The sequence below is a fragment of the Alteromonas sp. 5NW40-0090 genome (genome assembly GCF_057552975.1).
In genome coordinates this window covers 295,637-314,998 of record NZ_BAAJLT010000003.1, presented here as the reverse complement: position 1 = coordinate 314,998, position 19,362 = coordinate 295,637, and the positions used below count along the sequence as shown (strand labels likewise).

Sequence of the window (19,362 nt, the reverse complement as noted above, 5' to 3'; positions counted from 1 at the left end):
AATTTCACACCATGTGAACCAGTTCAACATGGTTGCAGAGAAATCTGCACTTTAAGAAGCGACCTTCGGGTCGCTTTTTTCTTTGTGGCAGACACAAAAAAAGAGGGTAGCGCACTACCCTCTTTTCATTTCAGCTAACTTTGACTGACTAACTGGCTTTAGCCATAGCAAGCTTGGATTTAGCAAGTTCTTCACTTAACAAAAGCACAGGCTCGCTTTGATATATGCGCTCTAAATGAGACTGGTAGCAACCTGCAAACACTTCATTTTTAGCTAATTCACCAAACACCTCATCTATTTTAAGAAAGCTAAGCGCATTAACTTCATTTTCTTTTGCTGCTTTATGTAGCTTGTCAGCTAGAACGTCGTTGATTTCCAGAGGTTTCCCATCTTGCGACGCATGCTTGTCAGAGTAATATGCCCAGCAGGCTACGACTAGCGCACTAATGCTTACGTCACGCCCCGCAGCTAGGTTATCTCTTACTGTTGGCAGTAGAAATACCGGTAATTTGGCAGAACTTTCAAGGCAAATACGTGCCAGCGTATCTTTTATGAAAGGGTTTGAAAATCGCGAAAGTAACTTATCGCGGTAATCAAATACATCAATCCCTTCAACCTTATCTAACGTCGGCATGACTTCCTTTTCCATGAAAACAGACAGTAGCTGCTTAAGCTGCACCGCTTCTACGCTTTCATGAATAGTACTAAGGCCAGCAACCGAACCAACTAGTCCCAACACAGAATGCCCCGCATTAAGCATGCGTAGCTTAAGCTTTTCGTAAGGCGCCACATCGTTTACGAATTGTGCGCCAACAATGTCGAAAGAAGGCTTGGTGTTACAGAAGTCATCTTCAATAACCCATTGGTCGAAAGGTTCACATACCACTGGCCAACTGTCTTTTACGCCATGAGCTTCTAAAGTAGCGATATCCTCGCTGGTTGTTGCTGGCGTTATTCTATCTACCATCGAGTTAGGAAAACTTACGTTTTCATTTACCCAGGTCGCAAACGATTGATCGAACAACTCTATGTATGCAAGCAACATCTTCTTAAGCACATGACCGTTATGTTGGATATTGTCACACGACATAACAGTAAACGGCTTAATATTGCTTTCCTTACGCTTTTTAAGCGCAGCAACTAGATAACCAAAAACCAACTTAGGTTGTTTGGGGTTTTCAATGTCGTGAATTACATCGGAGTTCGTGGTAATGAACTCCCCTGTAGCCCCATCAAAGTTGTATCCACCCTCTGTAATAGTCAAAGATACGATGCGTACTTCAGGCGCAGCCATTTTTTCAATGACTGTTTGCGGATCGTCCGGCGCCATTAAAAAACCTGTCATTGCGCCAATCACTGATGCACTGCGAGCGCCGTCATTGTGCTTTTCAACCAAGGTATACAGGTTATCTTGGTCGTCGAACACTTTTTTCATGGCACGGTCATTTTCGCGAAGGCCGACACCGCAAATACCCCACGACAAATCGCCGGTTTTTGCCATCAATCTGTCTACGTACATGGCTTCATGCGCACGATGAAAACCACCCACACCAATGTGAACAATACCTGTTTGAACATTCTCCACATCATAAGCTGGACGCTTAACGTCATTGGGTAACAACGATAAGTTTGCTCTGTTCAATAAAATAGACGTTTGAGATTGCATAAGAACCTTATTAGCTTTGTAGCGCTTTTTGGCGACGCATCGCCCAATAAGCAGTAACGAAATAGATAACCGTGCACGCGAAACCAATGTTGAAGAATAAATCTCGGTTCCACTCATACACAGTGAGCGTGTCACTAAAAGAAAATGTTTTAAATGCCAGTGCTATAGAAACAACCAAGCTAGCCAATGAAGTTAAGCGCAATAGTTTAGAAACGGCGCTGATATCTTCAACGTGATCACTTGCTAAATCTGCTTCTCGCTGCTGATGTGCTTCAACACGGGCATCAAAAGCATTTAATTGTGCTTCTTGCTCGGGATATGTTTTCTTTGCGCCATATTTCGCGGCAAGAGCGATATACACAGCGATGGTAAAGAACCACGTAGGTATAAATAAATAGTAGAAAGACATAGCATCTAAAGCATTCAGACCAAAACCGAACACAAGCCCCAGCCCCCAGCTAGCTACCGCTGGTGTACTGTGAGTAAGGCTTTGGTAATGCGCCCAATAACGTGTAAACCCAATACGAGGGAAAATCATGTGTTCAGCAAACACAATTGCGCCTACGGGAACCACCAGTAACCCTGCATATGTCAACAGCGGCAATAATTTAGTGAATACGAATGGGAAGCACGCAATGACAACTGTAACCATACCAACAATCGCAGTGGTTTTAGTGCGTGATTTATCTTTAAAAATAGCTTGTGCCGCAAGCCCAGCACGGTAAAGGTTAGCATTTGCCGTAGTCCAGCCGGCCACGATAACGATGACGAGCCCAGACAAACCTAATGCATGGAAAGCCACGTCACCTGGGTCTAACTCAACGATAGATTTTTGTACAATAACCGCTGTTCCTGCGCCCATGATACCTGCTGAAATCCAAGCAACATAGTGACCGAATAACATGCCCGCAGATGTGCAAAGACCGTAGCGTTTGCGCTTAGCAAAACGCAGCAGCGCCATATCAATAAGACCAAAATGCGTTATGGTATTTGCTGCCCACGAGAAGCCAATAACTTCTAGTAAACCAATACCTGGTTCACCGCTTTGGGTTAACCCCGTCCATACCGATGTACTACCGATATGCATAAAGTCATCCCACGATGTTAAAAACGTTTGCCCTATTACAGACTCAGCAAGCGCAGGCATAAGAACAAGCGGACCGCAAATGAACATGGTGAACAACCACGGTGCACAAATACGAGAGAAATCGGATACGGCGTTAAACCCATACATGGCGACAAAAACAACAATGACGCCCACAGCAAATACCACGGCAACAAAGGCTAGATTTGTTGGATACCAATTTAACTGTGCAGGTATATTTAACGCAAAACGCACGGCTGTTGCCGATACAGTTATCATTGCGGCTGATATCACTGTAAAAATAACCACATTTGCCCAGTTATAGAGCTTGGTCATCGAATCGCCGGCTATTTTCTGAAGGTAAGAATACAGGCTTAAACGGGTTTCTACTGCGATAGGCGTAGTAATTAGCGTCCAGCTTAAAACGGCGAGTAAGTTACCGATGAGTAAGCCCAACAAAATGTCGGTCATGGATGCGCCAAGTGCAACAAAGGTTGCACCGAACACAAACTCAGTGGCGGCAACATGCTCACCGGCATATAAGCCCATGAAATGTTTCCAGCCTTTTAACTTATGTTTAGCGACGGGCAATTGTTCATCGCTTACTTGTGAAATATCAATATCGCTCGACGTTGACTTCATCTTCAAATCTCGTGTTGTAGGTGTTAGCCCCTTAGTCAAATCACTTACATGGGCATTCGCTCATGCTCTGGGACATTACTCATTTGCGTGAATATTTGCATAGGGAAATGGAATTGTAAACACCTATTAACAAAACAATGTGTCGTTTAGGCATACTTTTAACACTTATAGATTTGCTATTTCTTGCCACGATTGCGCATTAGGACGGGTATGATGTAGAACTTACGGGGGTTGGCACTTACATGATTGTTAATAAATTGGACGCCTAGACGGGTTCTTTTAATCATTCCTAATGAATCTTTCTCAAAAGGTAGAAAGTAAAGCATCAATTACTTTACACTTAGGCAAATGTTCACGTTACTTCACTGTAAACGTATAAACCTGACGTAGAGAGGTTTATTCGGGTTTGCCACGGATACCCTCTACTTAGTAGCAGTCATTAAAAGGAAAAACACTCTTTGCAACCAACTACCGTGGAACTCGTAATCTTTGATTGTGATGGTGTGCTTATTGATAGCGAAGTGCTATCCATGGAATCTTGGCAGGAAGTGCTAACAAACTACGGCGTTTCATTAACTAAGCAATATTTTATTGAACATTTCCTTGGCAAGAGTATGGAACACGTAGAATGGGTAGTGAATAAGGATTTTTCTCTTGAGCTGACTACAGCAATAAAAGCGGATTTTCAGGCGTTGCTCTTTAAAAAGTTTGAGGACTCGTTACAAAGAACACCCAGTATTACTGATGTATTATCAAACCTTCAAGCACTAAACGTTTTATACTGCGTCGCGACCAGCAGTTCACTTGAAAGAACAATAAAAGCACTTAATAGTACAGAGCTTCTCTCTTACTTTGACAGGCGCATTTTTACGCGATCTATGGTAGAGAAAGGCAAACCAGCCCCAGACTTGTTTTTGTACGCTGCTAAAAAAATGAATATCAAACCCCAGAACTGCTTAGTTATTGAAGATTCAAAACCTGGTTTAGCCGCCGCAATAGCAGCCCAAATGCCTTACTTCCATTATAAAGGCGGCACACATTTACTTGACCGTAGAGAAACCAATTTTTCATCCAAAACCAATACGCTAAATTCATGGGACGAATTCAACTCTCAGATTCCTGATCTTTTTAACGCGAGAAAAATAAATGAGTAAGAAAGCACAAAACGAACTCAACAAGCTAGATGAAGCCGCAAGAGCAGGATGGATGTATTACGTTGGGGGCAAAACACAAGATGAAATTGCGAAAACACTTAAGACATCGCGGCAAAGTGCTCAGCGTCTTGTAGCATTATCGATGTCTGAGGGCTTGGTTAAGGTGCGCTTAGAGCACCCCATAGCCAGATGCATGGAACTGGCGCAAGGCGTTAAAGAAAAATTTGGGCTTACGTTATGCGAAGTGGTACCTAACGTTGACGACGACCCTAACTCCACACAGGGTCTCGGCCAAGCTGGCGCTGCAGCCATAGAACGTGCCCTTAAATTTGATACGCCACAGACAATTGCCTTTGGCACAGGACGAGTACTTCGTGCATGTGCAGATGAATTATCTATTCTTCACTGCCCTCAACATAAAATAGTGTCATTAGTGGGCAATATTGCCGAAAACGGAGAGGCGACTCGTTATGATGTGGCTGTTCATGTTGCCGACCGAGTAAAAGCCCAGCATTATCCTATGCCAACACCAGTTATCGCGTCTTGTAAAAACGAGCGAGAGATTTGGCAGCAACAACAACACATTTCCCGTATACATACACTAGCAGAACAGGCGGATATTAGTTTCGTTGGTATCGGAAATTTAGGTAGCGTTTCGCCACTGTACAAAGACGGATTTATTGATGACGACGAACTAGGCGTACTGGCTGATTCTGGCGCGAGTGGCGAAATAATCAGCTGGATATTCAACGAAGAAGGCGCACTTATAAAATGCGATATCAATGAAAGAGTGACCAGCTTTAAGTTAAAAGCAACGCCAGAGAAACCCGTAATCGGTGTAGCAGCGGGCGACAATAAATTTAAAGCAATAAGAGGCGCACTTCGCTCTAAGTTCTTAAACGGGCTTATTACAACAGAGCGCACAGCGTCTGCGTTACTTGGCTTGTAAACGCGGTAATCAATGGGCATCACATACCTATCGTGTTGCGTGAAAAATACAGACAACAGCCCTCTTTTGCTTGTTATAAAAATAAAAAAACAACTTCAATACTGTTTTTTGTGCTTTTTTTGATGGCTTTTCAAGCAGCCACTTTGCCGGGAGCTCTTCCCTCTTAGCCCTTTAATACTAAAGGCTATAGCACACTCCAATCTATTTACACCTTTAGTATAAGGTATTAACCAATATACTTAGTTATTTGAGTGAATGTTTTTTAATCATCTTGGTTGTTTTTTAATTAGTCCCGAACAAACAAACCGACTAATAAAACACACGAAGGAAATTTAACCATGTTGAAAATCGTTAAAACTTCACTAGTAATTGCAGCATCTTCTTTGGCTTTCTCTAACACGGCACAAGCAGATGATATCAACCAAGCGCTAGCTAACATCTGTACTATCGTTCAAGCAGATGATAAGGGTGAATTGCGCAAAAAAATGCGTAGTGTGCAATCAGACTACAAACTTAAGCTTCGCGATTACTACTCAGGTATATCTTGTGGCGGTCAAAGCTTAATAAGAACTGCACTTTCAAACAATGCTGTTGAAGTTGGTACATTGCTTGTTAAGAAAATGCCAAGTAAAGATCTACAAGCACCAGAAGCTGACGGTAAAACATTACAAGCGTGGATTGCTGAGCAGGGTCTACAAAGCTCACCAATTTCAGCTGAGCTAAACGACAGAATTTAATACCTCTTTCACATTGCCATGTGAATCGATTCAACATGGTAGCAGCGAATGCTGCACTGAGAGGCCCCACTGCTACGGGGCCTTTTTTATTTTCTGTGGCCATGCTGCTACCGAACCGCACAGATAATTGCCAGCCCTCTCCCCAAGGGCGAGTCTAAATATGTCTAGACTTTTTGTTGTGTCAACTTGATCTAGAACCGACTGTCCCTGCGGTAAAACGCTGCGATTACAAAGATGTTAAGTCTCGATTAGAGAGTGATAACCTTTAAGCACAGTTATCATTAGCTTTGATACTTTCTTTTAAAGGCCTTGAAGGTGAAAAGCTATCAACGGGTAAACGTACGGAGCATTACCATTCCCCCGCTTTTGAGTTATCCGCAGTGAACCAAGTAGAAAAAGCACTTTGGCTTACCTTTTAGAATCGAAATTCCCAGCAATAAGTATACTTTGGTATACCTTGTTATTTTACGATATGTTTTTCAGCCACTTAGATTAAGGTTTAATACATCTCAACGAACAAACACAATCTCAATAACAACAACCGAAGGAATTTAACCATGTTGAAAATCGTTAAAACTTCTCTAGTAATTGCGGCATCTACTTTAGCTTTCTCTAACGCAGCTCAGGCTAATGACATCAACGAAGCGCTAGCAAACATTTGCACAATTGTTCAAGCCGATGACAAAGGCGAACTTCGCAAGAAAATGCGTAGCGTGCAGTCAGACTACAAACTAAAGCTTCGCGACTACTACTCTGGCATTTCTTGTAACGGCCAAAGCCTTATTCGCACCGCTCTAACTAATAATGCGGTTGAAGTGGGTACGCTTCTTGTGAAGAAAATGCCAAGTAAAGATTTGGCTCAGCCAGAGTCAGACGGCAAAACCCTACAAGCTTGGATTGCTGAGCAAGGTCTTCAAAGTTCACCTATTTCAGCTGAGCTTGACGGCAGAATTTAATACAACAATTTAGTCACACCATGTGATACACCGGTTCAACATGGTAGCGGCAGGACGCCGCACTGGAGGCCCCTTTTAGGGGCCTCACCCCATTCTAAGCCCTTAAAAAATCTATCACTTCTTTTTGTACCCATTCAGGCTTTTCCCTGTGTAACCAATGCGACCCGCTCGGATTAAACCGCTTTGTAATCAGCGGAACATAGTCTTCAATTTTATCTATTACGCTTAAATCAAATGCATCATCCTGCTCTCCCCATAATAGTAGCGTTGGGCAGTGAATAAATATCTCGGGTATACGAATACTATCTAACACCTTTTTAGATACATTTTTTTGAGGCACATGTTGTGGCATTTGCCGATAATAGTTGAGCATTGCATTGAGAATTTCAGGCTGGCGCCAATCGTTGAGTAACGCTTTTGAGTAGCTTGTTTCTCGTTCAAAAAGGCAGTTCCCTATCATGTCTTTCAATAGTTGAAAGTCCGTTTTTAAAAGCATGCGCTCTGCGTTCTTACCAATTAGCGTAGAGATATACTGGCTCTTTTCTCTTTGCATAGAAGAGGTCTTAATCGCATGTGTAAAACAAGATGGATGCGCAGCATTTACAATAATGAGTTTACTAATTAATGTCTGGTGAAAAGCGGCTAATGGCCACGCTATCGCCCCACCCCAATCGTGCCCAAACAAAATAACTTGTCGGCCTTTTTTAACTTTCTCGATAAACGCGGCCATTCGTCCAATAAGCAATGGGACTTGGTAATCTTTTTCATTGGGTAGTGGGCTTGATAAATGATAACCCGGCAAATCTGGAGCAATGATGTCTAGTGATGTCGGCAGCAGCGCCATTAACGCTTCCCACGTGCGCGCGTTCTCCGGGAAGCCATGCAGCATAATAACTAAAAGGTTCTCGGCGCCCTTTTCTTCTCGGGATAAATAATGAATGGAGGTCCCATCAACCATTGCGTATTTGGAATCAACCAATATGCTCACTTCCTCTATGTGATTTTAATAAACAAAAAAGCCGAGCAAAATAAGGTATCCGATGATTACTGTTTAAATCATTTTCCCGGCTACATTATTTTCTCGGCCTTTAGTGCACCTTTTCTTAACGCACGTGTCTGGCTTTTATGTCACTATTCGATAGCGAACATGCTCTCTGGCATAGACATTAGGTTGTCTGCACCTGACTGCATAGCTGAAACAAGCGAGCGAGTGCGGGTTAACAAACGGTCAAAGTAGAAGCCCGTTGTTAAGATTTTACTCTTATAAAACTCGGTTTCGGTGCTACCTGCATCAAGCTGTTCTTGCGCCTTCACAGCCATTTTTAGCCAGAAGTAAGCAACGGTAACGTAGCCTGAGTACATTAGGTAATCGACAGACGCTGCACCAATTTCATCTGGGTTCGATGCCGCAGCTTTACCGATGTCCATAGTAATCTGCTGCCATTCGTCAAGGTGAGAATTTAGAGCATTAGTCCAAGCACTAAACTGTGCGTTGTCACGAAGTGAGTTACAGTAGTCACGAACTTCTTGTACAAATACATTCAGAAGCTCGCCGTTAGAGCCCATTACTTTGCGACCCAGTAAGTCTACCGCTTGAATACCAGTAGTTCCTTCGTACATAGTGCAAATGCGTGTATCCCGCGCAAGCTGCTCCATGCCCCATTCTTTAATAAAGCCATGACCGCCGTACACCTGCATGCCATAACTCGTTGACTCTTGTGCTGTTTCGGTCAAAAACGCTTTAACGATAGGCGTTAAGAAAGCAAGCTTTGCATCAGCAACTTGCTTTTCGGCCGCATCATCGCTGTAAAGCGTAACGTCTACCATTTGCATACAGTACGCCGCTAACGCTCTGTTGCCTTCAGCAAACGCTTTTTGAGTTAATAGCATACGACGTACATCAGGATGCACAATAATGGGATCTGCCGGGCCTTCTGGGTTTTTTCGGCCAGTCAATGAACGGAACTGGATACGATCTTTTGCGTAGCGTAACGCGCCTTGGAAGGCCGCCTCAGACGCAGCTAAGCCTTCAAGGCCTGTGCCAATACGCGCCGTGTTCATAAAGGTAAACATACAGTTTAGACCACGGTTAGGTGGGCCTATCAAATAACCTTTTGCGCCATCGAAATTGATCACACAGGTTGCGCTGGCTTTAATACCCATTTTGTGTTCTATGCTTCCGCAGCTCACCGCATTGCGGTCTTGCTTTTCACCGTCTTCAGAGACATTGAATTTAGGCACAACGAACAAAGAAATACCCTTGGTACCTTCTGGTGCGTCAGGCAAGCGAGCTAACACAATGTGTACAATATTTTCAGACATATCGTGTTCACCAGCAGAGATGAAAATCTTTGTGCCCGTTAAACTGTACGTACCATCTTCTTGCGGTTCAGCGCGGCACTTCAACATACCTAAGTCTGAGCCACAGTGTGCTTCAGTCAGGCACATTGTGCCTGTCCACTCACCGCTGATCAGCTTTTCAAGAAACATTTTTTGCTGCAGTTCCGTGCCGTGAGCTTTAAGGGTTTCCATACAGCCCTGACTAAGACCAGGGTACATCGCCCACGAGTGGTTGGCACCAGAGAACCACTCAGCAATAATAGAAGACAACGAATAAGGAAGCGCTTGGCCACCGTACTCTTCTGGGTGCGACATACTCGGCCAACCACCGTCAACATAGGTTTGATAAGCTTCTTTAAACCCTTTTGGCGTAGTGACTTCTCCGTCAACCCACTTACACCCTTCTTCATCGCCAGACGCGTTGATAGGTGCAAGCGTGTTTTCAGAAAACTTAGCCGCTTCAGCGAAAATCGCCGAAACTAGGTCTTCCGAGGCTTCGTCGAAACCCAGTTTTTGATAGTGATTTTGATAATCTAGTAGCTCATGTGTTACAAACATGGCGTCACGTTGAGGAGCTTTATAACCTTCCATACCCAATACCTATATTACTTCAAATAGACCAGCAGCGCCCATGCCGCCACCGATACACATGGTGCAAACAACATATTTCGCACCGCGTCGTTTACCTTCGATGAGTGCGTGACCCACCATGCGAGCACCGCTCATGCCGTATGGGTGACCAATAGAAATGGCACCGCCGTTTACGTTTAATAATTCGTCTGGAATGCCCAACTTATCGCGGCAATACAGTACTTGTACCGCAAACGCTTCGTTAAGCTCCCATAGACCGATATCGTCCATGGTTAATCCATGTTGCTTTAATAGCTTAGGAATGGCGAAAACTGGGCCAATTCCCATTTCATCTGGCTCACAGCCTGCCACTGCAATACCGCGATAAATACCAAGAGGCTGAGTATTACCTTTTGCAGCTGAGTGCTCATCCATAATCACTGTCGCGCTGGCTCCATCAGAAAGCTGGCTTGCATTACCTGCGGTAATACAACCACCTTCTATCACTGGGTTAAGTGCTTTAAGCCCCTCTAGGGTTGTTTCTGGGCGATTGCCCTCGTCTTTCGACAAAGTCACTTCTCGCTCAGAGGTTTCACCTGTTTCTTTATTAAATAAGGCTTGCGTTGCTGTAATAGGTACAATCTCATCATCAAACTTGCCCGCTTCTTGAGCCGCTGCTGTGCGCATTTGGCTTTGGTACCCGTATTCGTCTTGTACGTCACGGCTAATGTTGTAGCGCTTACCCACCACTTCCGCAGTTTGTAGCATCGGCATGTAAATATCTTTGTGCTTAGCAACCAGTGCAGGGTCTACTGCACGAAACATATTCATATTTTTGTTTTGTACTAAAGAGATTGAATCTAAGCCACCCGCAACCATAATGTTGGTATCGCCTGTACGAATTGAATTCGCTGCGGTAGCAATGGCATACATGCCAGAACTGCATTGGCGGTCGAGCGTCATACCCGCCACAGTAACGGGTAAACCTCCAGCCAAGCCAGCCAAGCGGCCAATATTCATGCCGCCACTGCCTTGGGTTAATGCTGCGCCCATTACCACGTCATCGACACTGGCTGGGTCGATCCCTGCGCGTGCTACTGCGTTTTGAATAGCATGGCCACCTAAAGAAGGGGCTGGTAAATTGTTCAGTGCACCTTTATAAGCGCGCCCGATTGGCGTACGTGCTGTACTTACGATTACTGCATCGCGCATTTTCATGTTCCTTTCAGTTGGGCTGAAAGTTCAGCCAAAGTTTAGCTAGGCCTATGTGCTTTTTCTCGAAGTTACCTAGCTTTACCAAATTCGGATGTCGGGTCACGAGAGCTATAGCTAGCTCTCACCGTCGATTAATTCTCGCTAACGAGAGCTATGTCTACTTCGCTTTATAGCTCTTAAACGTGCCGCCGCTTTGGGCCAATTTCACCAACAAATCACTTGGTTCAAGCCACATTTTTCCGTAGTCACCTAATTGATCACGATAGGTAGTCAGCTTATCTAAAATAGTGCCTAGCCCCACTTCGTCGGCATATTGCATAGGGCCGCCGCGATACACAGGGAAGCCATAACCGTAAACATAAATCACATCGATATCGCTAGATTTAGCTGCAATGCCTTCTTCTAAGATGGCAGCACCTTCGTTAATCAATGAGTACATGACGCGAACCAGAATTTCCTCATCGCTAATGTCTGAACGCTGAACCACACCTAAGCGCTCTGCTTCTTGCTTAGCAATTTCTAGTACTTCTGGATCTGGGACAGGAACTCGACTGCCTGGTTCATAGTTGTAAGCTCCGCGTCCGGTTTTAAGTCCGTTGCGCCCCTTTTCTACCAAGCGATCTGCCACTGCACCGTAAGCGGGGTCGTGTGCAATGTGCTCTTGTCGAGACTGTCGTACATAGTAGCCAATATCTAAACCAGCCATATCACCCATAGTGAACGGCCCCATTGGCATGCCAAACTTGGTTAAAACGCGATCAACTTGCTCAGGTGTTGCTCCTTCAAGCAGTAAGCGGTTAGCTTCACGGCCGTAAGGCTCAATCATACGGTTACCCACGAATCCGAAGCAAACGCCTACCAACACCGCCACTTTCTTAATGCGTTTAGCCATCTTCATGCAGGTCTTAATGACTTCAGCAGATGTCTTCTCTGCCTTAACCACTTCTAGCAGTCTCATCACATTCGCTGGCGAGAAGAAATGAAGACCAATCACATCTTCAGGACGCGATGTGGCTGTCGCTATTTCGTCAATATCCAACGTCGAAGTGTTCGAAGCCAAAATAGCGCCTGGCTTACACACTTTATCTAGCGTCGAGAATACGGTTTTCTTTACTTCCATCTTCTCGAAAACGGCTTCGATGACGAGATCAACATCAGCTAAGTCGTCATACGACGTAGTACCTGAAAGCAGTGCCATGCGGCTCTCGACCTGCTCTTGGGTTAACTTGCCCTTTTTCGCTGAGTTTTCGTAGTTCTTTCTAATAAGCGCTAATCCCTTCTCTAGCGCTTCTTCTTTGAGCTCAAGCATTGTGACTGGAATGCCGGCATTAGCGAAGTTCATAGCGATACCACCGCCCATTGTTCCCGCGCCGATAATCGCAACTTTATCAATGTTGCGCTCAGGAGTATTCTTGTCGAAATCGCTCACATGACCTGCTGCGCGTTCAGCAAAAAAGAAATGCTGCTGGGCACGCGCCTGTGGCGTATTCATACACTCCATGAAAAGCTTGCCTTCATTTTTAAGGCCATCTTCAAAAGCGAGCGTGTAAGCTCCGCGTACCGCTTCGATACATTTTAATGGAGCAAAAAAACCACGAGTCGCTTTTTTAGTTTGTGCAGTTACTGCATCAAACACCGCCTGCGTTTCGTCAGACATGGACAACGTGATATCACTGGTGCGTTTAATCGCTTTATCTGGCGTTAATGCTTGTAAATACGCTTTTGTATCTTCAAGTAAATGCTCAGGCTTATCGGAAATTTTGTCGAAGACACCTGGAAGCTTAACCACCGACGTTGGCTTGCCTGTTACGATCATTTCTAACGATGTTTGTGCGTCGGCTAATCGAGGAAGGCGCTGAGTACCGCCTGCGCCCGGTAATATGCCTAGATTTACCTCTGGAAGACCCACTTTATTGTCGGCAAAGGTGATGCGATGATGGCAAGCTAACGCCACTTCTAAGCCACCACCGAATGCTGGTCCAGGGAGAACAGCAACAACTGGCTTAGACGCATTTTCAATCTTGTCTAGTACCTCAGGTAGCATGGGAGACAAATCGCCACCAGAGAATTCGCTGATGTCAGCTCCACCCGAAAAAATAGGTAGTGAAGAAGTAATAACAATGGCACTGACGCTATCGTCATCTAGTGCATTGTTTATGCCTTCTATCAACCCTACCCTGATAGCGCGTGACAGCGCATTAACGGGCGCACTTTGCATTGTCAGCGTGGCAACACCCTGTTGTACTGCATATTCTACGGCTTTATTTTCCATCTCAGTCATAACCATGTCCTGTTTATCACGTTAACTGGATGTTATTGCAGTGTTGTCAATCATCCAAGTTTATTGGTGTTATAGACATTTATCATAATATTTAATATTGACCGCCAGCCCCTTTGTGAATTCATTTCTCTGCGCAGAGCCTGTCCTACCTTGCCTAAGGTTTATTTGACAGAAAATAAAACCGGTGTTTTTGTTAATTTAGCAACACTTGTTATTACATTTTATTTACAAAAGGATGATTGGCTATGCAAGTGCTTAGAACACCGGAAAGCGCCTTTAATAAAATCACTGACTTTCCTTACCCACCCCGCTTCACTGAAATAACTGACACAGTGAGCGGTGAAATAAAAATGGCTCATTATCAATGTGGACCTAAAGATGGACCTACCGTGCTATTAATACACGGCGAACCGACGTGGGCTTATTTGTACCGCAAGATGATGCCCATATTGGCTGATGCGGGATTCAATGTCATCGTGCCCGATCTCATTGGCTTTGGGCGCTCAGATAAACCAGTAAGAAAAGAGGATTACTCCTACGCTCGTCATGTGATATGGATAAAAGACTGGTTTTCACAGGCTACTAAAGGCCCTGTTACACTATTTTGTCAAGACTGGGGAGGTTTACTTGGCTTGCGGCTTGTTGCCGATATGCCTGAGCGTTTTTCAGGTGTCATGGTATCTAATACTGGACTGCCCACCGGCGACCATGTGCCTAGTGATGCTTTTATCAAATGGCGTCGTTTCTCTCAGGACGTGCCCGAATTCCCCACTTCAACCATTATTCAAAATGCAACAACCACCGAATTAGACGAAGCAACGCTGGCTGCCTACGACGCTCCCTTCCCTGACGAAAACTACAAAGCGGGAGCCCGCATGTTTCCTCTTCTAGTTCCTACAAGCCCCGATAATGCTGAGGCGCAGGCAAATAGACAGGCATGGGAAAAACTGAAGCAATACAATAAACCTTTCATTACGGCATTTGGTGATAGCGACCCTGTCACCAAAGGTGGAGAAAAAGTATTTCAAAAGCTCGTTCCCGGCTGTAATGGCATGGCCCATACACAGATAGAAAACGGTGGTCACTTTATTCAGGAAGACCAGGGGGAACTGCTGGCCAATTTGCTTGTTCAGTTTATCCAGAATACGCAGCTTAAGTAACAAGACTTTCAACCGACATGAAACTATTAACTATTAGGAGATAACCATGGACGCTCTGCTCGACTTTTCAGGACAAGTTGTATTAATTACCGGCGCAGGCAGCGGTTTTGGCCGCTTGTTATCGCTAGGTCTTGCCAACCGAGGAGCGAAACTCGTTCTTTCAGACATTAACGAAACCGCACTAGAGGAAACGAGAAAAGATGTAAAAGCACTCACTGATGTCGTGGTACTAGCGGGTAATATTGCCAGCGAGTCGCTAAATAAGGCGCTGGTTGAAAAAGCCATGGAAACCTTCGGCAAACTGGATATAGCCGTAAATAATGCAGGCATAGCGCATAACCCTGCACCAATTCATCAAATGACAGAGGAAATCATGGATTCGCAGTTTGCCGTGAATGTGAAAGGCGTTATGTTTGGAATGAAGTACCAGATACCCGTTATGCTGGCACAAAAGCAAGGTCACGTTCTAAATGTTAGCTCACTTGCGGGCTTGGGCGGAGCGCCAAAGGGAGGTGCGTATGCTGCAGCAAAACATGCCGTGTCAGGGATAACCCGCACTGCCGCGGTGGAATACGGTCGAAAAAATGTTCGCGTTAATGCAATCTGCCCATTCTATAGTCCAACCAACATATTGAATGTAGATGGGTATAACACCCCTGAAGCTCGCGAACAATTAGGCCTGGGCAGCCCAATGAAGCGACTTGGCGAACCACAGGAAATCGTTAACACCATGATGCTGATGCTTTCCCCTGGCAACTCTTACATGAACGGACAAACCATAGCAGTAGACGGAGGCGTTACCGCATGGTGATGTATTGCTTGAAAATAGGCATAAAGGTATATAAAAAAATACCCTTGTATAACACCTAATGTATCGATTCCATCCTACATTCGGTGTAATAAAAGAGAACAAACAAAGCCGATGAATGGGGTGGGTGCAACCACCTCAGCCATCGACATCGAATTAAGTAGTGTTTAATCAGTTTGTCTAGCGTTCACTTTGAACAAAAAAGAGAAAAAATGTGATGAACAAGCCAAATAAAAACAGTTTCTTAGCTATCGCACTTTTTTTAGCTCATTCGCTGATGAATTCTAGTTTCGCGCAAGAAGCCCAACCTACGCTTGTAAATATGAAGGAAGTGCCGTCATCCCAATTACTTAAGAAGCAACGCCAGAATAAACCGCTAGCACTAAGCACAGTGAAGCGCGGTACCAATGCCTCGCTTCAAAGTACCAAACAGTCGAAAAGCCAGTACCTTATTCACAGCATACTGCCGAATGATCGCTTCAGTGCGAAGTAATTCCTAGTCTAGAACCCGACATTCAGCTTACCCCTCAACAAAATCGCTCCACAATAATACCTCCATCATAGCGCATTTATAATAATGCCAATCAAATGACATTTGCGACATTTAAGCCTATTATACTAATTACGTATAGCGCGACACCATTGTGAAAACTACCTTTAAGGCTAACACCGGTAGATAACGTCATAAGAAAAGAGGTGAGCATGTTATTAAAACCAAAACATATCGCGTTATTGTTTACGCTGGCAATTGCTGTGTCTGCTATGGGATAGGTACGAAGACGTTTCAACATAGAAACGTCTTTTATAAGCAGTTTTTAATCGCAGTTCTTTCTTGCTTACATGAAGCAACATGTTATTTGTAAGGTTAACGTTTGAAGAATTCAAAACTTAGCGGATAGGCCCACAGCTCACCTTTATTTGCTTTAACCGCTGCCACAATAGCAAAGACGAAATTCATCAGACCTAGAACGATAAAGCCCAGCGCTCCTATAATTATGAACGTCAATATAAAACAAATAACCGAGTATATAAGTAAGCTTATTAACCAATTCGCTGTCACCCTGCCGTGCTGGTTGATTTCTTCGTTCTGATCTTTGTGAGCAATCCATAACACGATAGGCAATATGACTCCCAAACCAGGTATAACGAAGCTGGATAATTGAGAAACATGAATAAGCGTGCAATAGCTTCTAGCGTTTAAACCCCAGTAGAGTGGTTCTTCCGTTGACATAATCGTCCTTTTTATAGCGTTGGTTTGATTTGATAAATATAGGCGTTTTCAGTGTGACCGCCATCAAGCTTAACAGGAGCAATGACCCGCTCATATTGATCACCTTCAAACTCATCCAGCATGGCCCAGTTCTCGGCAAGTTGAAAAGACGTTAGCATCATGCCCTTCACCTCTTCTTTTGATTTGGTTAGGTCAGAAATAACAATTCCTGGAAAGCCCATAGCTGCTCCCCACCCTTGTTGAACTAAGTGCCCTTCTACCGTACCAGACTGCCACTGGCCATCAATATGAGCGACGATATGATGATTTGGGCAATTAGGAGCAAGGCTTTCATAGATAAACAACCTTTCTAAATCAGGTGTAGCAGACGTTACATTGTCATTGTTTTTCATTACTTTGACCCATTATTAAAAAACTTTTCGTCAGGTGTTGAGGCAAATTTAAGAACAGGCCCCATCCGTTCGCTTTGCTTGTTATAAATTGCCTAAAAAAACCAGTGCTTTTGTGAGAGTAATATCGAATTTGTTTTACAAAAGCAACACAGCGTTACACAATGCTAACGCATGTCTATGTGAACGTCGATTCACTTTAAAATCAAAATAATTAAAGGACAAAGTATGCTCAATCGTAAACGCACTCTTCTGGCGGCTATGGTCAGCCTATCATTCTTAGGATGTGGCGAAAGTACTACTCAGACAGAAATCAAACCAGAACTCACCGCACAAGATGCAAAACAGTTCTTAGAGCAAGCACAAAATGATATTGCGAAAATGCAAGTTCCTGCCGCGCACGCAGAGTGGAGCTACGCCACCAATATCAACTTCGATACAGCTGCAGTTAGTGCCTACTTTAACGAAGTACTTTCAACGAAAGTGGCTAAGCTTGCAAAAGAAGCGGCGAAGTTTAACGATGTGGACGTGGATACTGATACTCGCAGACAGCTTGATCTACTTAAAAACAGTTTAACAATGCCGCCGCCGGCAGATGCACAAAAAGCTGAGCGTCTTGCAAAGATTGGTTCTGATTTAAGTGCCATGTACGGCTCTGGCGAGTATTGCGGCGAAGATGGTACGTGTAAAAGCTTGGTCGAAATGAGCGCAGAAATGGCTACCCTACGCGATGCCGATAAATTGTTAGAGTATTGGACAGGCTGGCGTGAAGTATCTAAACCTATGGCGCCACTTTATGCCGAACAAGTATCACTTGCCAATGAAGGTGCTGCAGAACTTGGCTTCGAAAATGTCAGTGCTTTGTGGCGTGGCAAATATGACATGCCAGCTGACGAATTTCCGAAAGAGTTAGATCGTCTATGGACACAAGTCGAACCCTTTTACGAGTCACTTCATTGTCATGTTCGAGCAAAGCTTGGTGAACATTACGGCGAAGATGTGGTACCACAAGATAAGCCAATTCCTGCGCATTTATTAGGTAACATGTGGGCGCAGTCGTGGGGAAATATTTACGATATCGTTAAACCTCAGCAAGAAATGAAAGTGCCTGATGTTACAGGCGCATTAGCTGAACAAGGGTATGACGAAATCGCCATGGTTAAACAAGCAGAGTCATTTTTCTCATCGCTTGGCTTTGAAGAACTTCCAGATACCTTTTGGGAACGCTCTATGTTTCAAAAGCCTGAAGGCCGTGACGTACAGTGTCATGCTTCTGCATGGGATTTGGACGATAAAGACGACCTTCGTATTAAGATGTGTATCCAGAAAACAGGGGAAGAATTTAACGTTATTCACCATGAGTTAGGCCACAACTACTATCAACGCGCTTATAAAGACCAGCCGCTTCTTTATCGTGGTTCAGCCAATGACGGGTTTCACGAAGCCATTGGTGACACCATTGCACTATCCATAACGCCTAAGTATCTCAAACAAATCGATTTGATTGACGAGATCCCAGACGCATCAAACGATATTGGTATGTTGATGCAGGTAGCACTGGATAAAATTGCTTTTATTCCTTTTGGGTTGATGGTAGATCAATGGCGCTGGAAAGTGATGTCAGGTGAAGTAACACCTGAACAATACAATCAATTATGGTGGGAATTGAGAGAAAAGTATCAAGGCGTCATGGCCCCTCTTGAGCGCAGCGCTGATGCTTTTGACCCCGGAGCAAAATATCATGTGCCGGCTAATGTGCCTTACACGCGTTATTTCTTAGCGCATATTCTTCAATTCCAGTTCCACAAAGCCTTGTGTGACATTGCTGGTGATGAGGGTCCATTAAATCGCTGCTCTATTTATGGAAGCGAAGAGGCTGGTAAAGCATTAAATGAAATGTTGGAAATGGGCATGAGCCAACCGTGGCAAAATGCATTAGAGACATTGACAGGCTCACCGCAAATGGACGCCAGTACCATTGCCGATTACTTTGCGCCGCTAAAAACATGGCTTGATGAACAAAACGCATCCCGCCAGTGTGGCTGGTAGCTCGCTCTGGTACTTAAGTCACAACACAGTTGTGAACACTTTTAATAGACAAAGCCCCTTACCACGGGGCTTTTTTAAACAAATTAAACTTTTGTTCTATTGAAAGTCCCCTGAATTAGCGTAGTTTTTAT

The 19,362-nt window shown here is 44.3% G+C and carries 16 protein-coding genes; 8 read left to right on the top strand and 8 right to left on the bottom strand.

The features are described 5' to 3' along the window. Positions 1-148: 148 nt before the first annotated feature. A complete protein-coding gene (locus AC27KT_RS05370) occupies positions 149-1,666 on the bottom strand; it encodes a mannitol dehydrogenase family protein (protein WP_487128037.1) in 1,518 nt (505 codons plus the stop codon). A 10-nt stretch (positions 1,667-1,676) separates the two neighbouring features. Continuing rightward, positions 1,677-3,392, bottom strand: a complete 1,716-nt coding sequence (locus AC27KT_RS05365; RefSeq protein WP_487128035.1) for a purine-cytosine permease family protein — start codon at positions 3,390-3,392, stop codon at positions 1,677-1,679. A gap of 458 nt (positions 3,393-3,850) precedes the next feature. Here AC27KT_RS05365 and AC27KT_RS05360 point away from each other — a divergent pair, with 458 nt between their 5' ends. The 4 genes from AC27KT_RS05360 to AC27KT_RS05345 all read left to right on the top strand — a co-directional run bounded on the left by AC27KT_RS05360 (position 3,851) and on the right by AC27KT_RS05345 (position 7,188). Then, positions 3,851-4,546, top strand: coding sequence for an HAD family hydrolase (locus AC27KT_RS05360; protein WP_487128033.1), 696 nt, complete (start codon positions 3,851-3,853; stop codon positions 4,544-4,546). Then, positions 4,539-5,495 carry a sugar-binding transcriptional regulator gene (locus AC27KT_RS05355; protein WP_487128031.1) on the top strand — a complete coding sequence of 319 codons (957 nt, stop codon included), beginning with the start codon at positions 4,539-4,541 and terminating at the stop codon, positions 5,493-5,495. Before AC27KT_RS05360 ends, AC27KT_RS05355 begins: the two co-directional genes overlap by 8 nt. A gap of 338 nt (positions 5,496-5,833) precedes the next feature. Next, positions 5,834-6,232: a DUF3718 domain-containing protein gene (locus AC27KT_RS05350; RefSeq protein ID WP_039224045.1), complete on the top strand. Its 399-nt coding sequence runs from the start codon at positions 5,834-5,836 to the stop codon at positions 6,230-6,232. 557 nt (positions 6,233-6,789) lie between these two features. After that, positions 6,790-7,188, top strand: coding sequence for a DUF3718 domain-containing protein (locus AC27KT_RS05345; protein ID WP_474872798.1), 399 nt, complete (start codon positions 6,790-6,792; stop codon positions 7,186-7,188). A gap of 94 nt (positions 7,189-7,282) precedes the next feature. On the opposite strand, the gene AC27KT_RS05340 is transcribed toward AC27KT_RS05345, so the two are convergent. The 4 genes from AC27KT_RS05340 to AC27KT_RS05325 all read right to left on the bottom strand — a co-directional run bounded on the left by AC27KT_RS05340 (position 7,283) and on the right by AC27KT_RS05325 (position 13,594). Next, the gene (locus AC27KT_RS05340; protein WP_487128028.1) at positions 7,283-8,167 is read right to left on the bottom strand and encodes an alpha/beta fold hydrolase; all 885 of its coding nucleotides are present in this window, start codon (positions 8,165-8,167) and stop codon (positions 7,283-7,285) included. Positions 8,168-8,319: 152 nt separating this feature from the next. After that, positions 8,320-10,119, bottom strand: coding sequence for an acyl-CoA dehydrogenase C-terminal domain-containing protein (locus AC27KT_RS05335; protein ID WP_487128026.1), 1,800 nt, complete (start codon positions 10,117-10,119; stop codon positions 8,320-8,322). A 9-nt stretch (positions 10,120-10,128) separates the two neighbouring features. Beyond that, positions 10,129-11,310, bottom strand: coding sequence for an acetyl-CoA C-acyltransferase (locus tag AC27KT_RS05330; RefSeq protein WP_487128024.1), 1,182 nt, complete (start codon positions 11,308-11,310; stop codon positions 10,129-10,131). A 160-nt stretch (positions 11,311-11,470) separates the two neighbouring features. Then, positions 11,471-13,594, bottom strand: coding sequence for a 3-hydroxyacyl-CoA dehydrogenase NAD-binding domain-containing protein (locus AC27KT_RS05325; protein WP_487128022.1), 2,124 nt, complete (start codon positions 13,592-13,594; stop codon positions 11,471-11,473). 245 nt (positions 13,595-13,839) lie between these two features. Between AC27KT_RS05325 and AC27KT_RS05320 the strand changes: the two genes are divergently transcribed. The 3 genes from AC27KT_RS05320 (at position 13,840) to AC27KT_RS05310 (ending at position 16,055) form a co-directional block, all read left to right on the top strand. Then, positions 13,840-14,754, top strand: a complete 915-nt coding sequence (locus AC27KT_RS05320) for a haloalkane dehalogenase (RefSeq protein WP_487128020.1) — start codon at positions 13,840-13,842, stop codon at positions 14,752-14,754. Between the two features lie 46 nt (positions 14,755-14,800). Further along, positions 14,801-15,565: an SDR family NAD(P)-dependent oxidoreductase gene (locus AC27KT_RS05315; protein ID WP_487128018.1), complete on the top strand. Its 765-nt coding sequence runs from the start codon at positions 14,801-14,803 to the stop codon at positions 15,563-15,565. Positions 15,566-15,779: 214 nt separating this feature from the next. Then, positions 15,780-16,055: a hypothetical protein gene (locus AC27KT_RS05310; protein WP_487128155.1), complete on the top strand. Its 276-nt coding sequence runs from the start codon at positions 15,780-15,782 to the stop codon at positions 16,053-16,055. Between the two features lie 372 nt (positions 16,056-16,427). Here AC27KT_RS05310 and AC27KT_RS05305 read toward each other — a convergent pair whose 3' ends face one another. Both AC27KT_RS05305 and AC27KT_RS05300 read right to left on the bottom strand, forming a co-directional pair. After that, the gene (locus tag AC27KT_RS05305; RefSeq protein ID WP_487128016.1) at positions 16,428-16,793 is read right to left on the bottom strand and encodes a DUF4870 domain-containing protein; all 366 of its coding nucleotides are present in this window, start codon (positions 16,791-16,793) and stop codon (positions 16,428-16,430) included. Positions 16,794-16,804: 11 nt separating this feature from the next. Next, on the bottom strand, positions 16,805-17,185 hold the full coding sequence (locus tag AC27KT_RS05300; RefSeq protein ID WP_487128014.1) for a gamma-glutamylcyclotransferase family protein: 381 nt from the start codon (positions 17,183-17,185) through the stop codon (positions 16,805-16,807). Positions 17,186-17,410: 225 nt separating this feature from the next. Between AC27KT_RS05300 and AC27KT_RS05295 the strand changes: the two genes are divergently transcribed. Next, on the top strand, positions 17,411-19,231 hold the full coding sequence (locus AC27KT_RS05295; RefSeq protein ID WP_487128012.1) for a M2 family metallopeptidase: 1,821 nt from the start codon (positions 17,411-17,413) through the stop codon (positions 19,229-19,231). Positions 19,232-19,362: the final 131 nt, after the last annotated feature.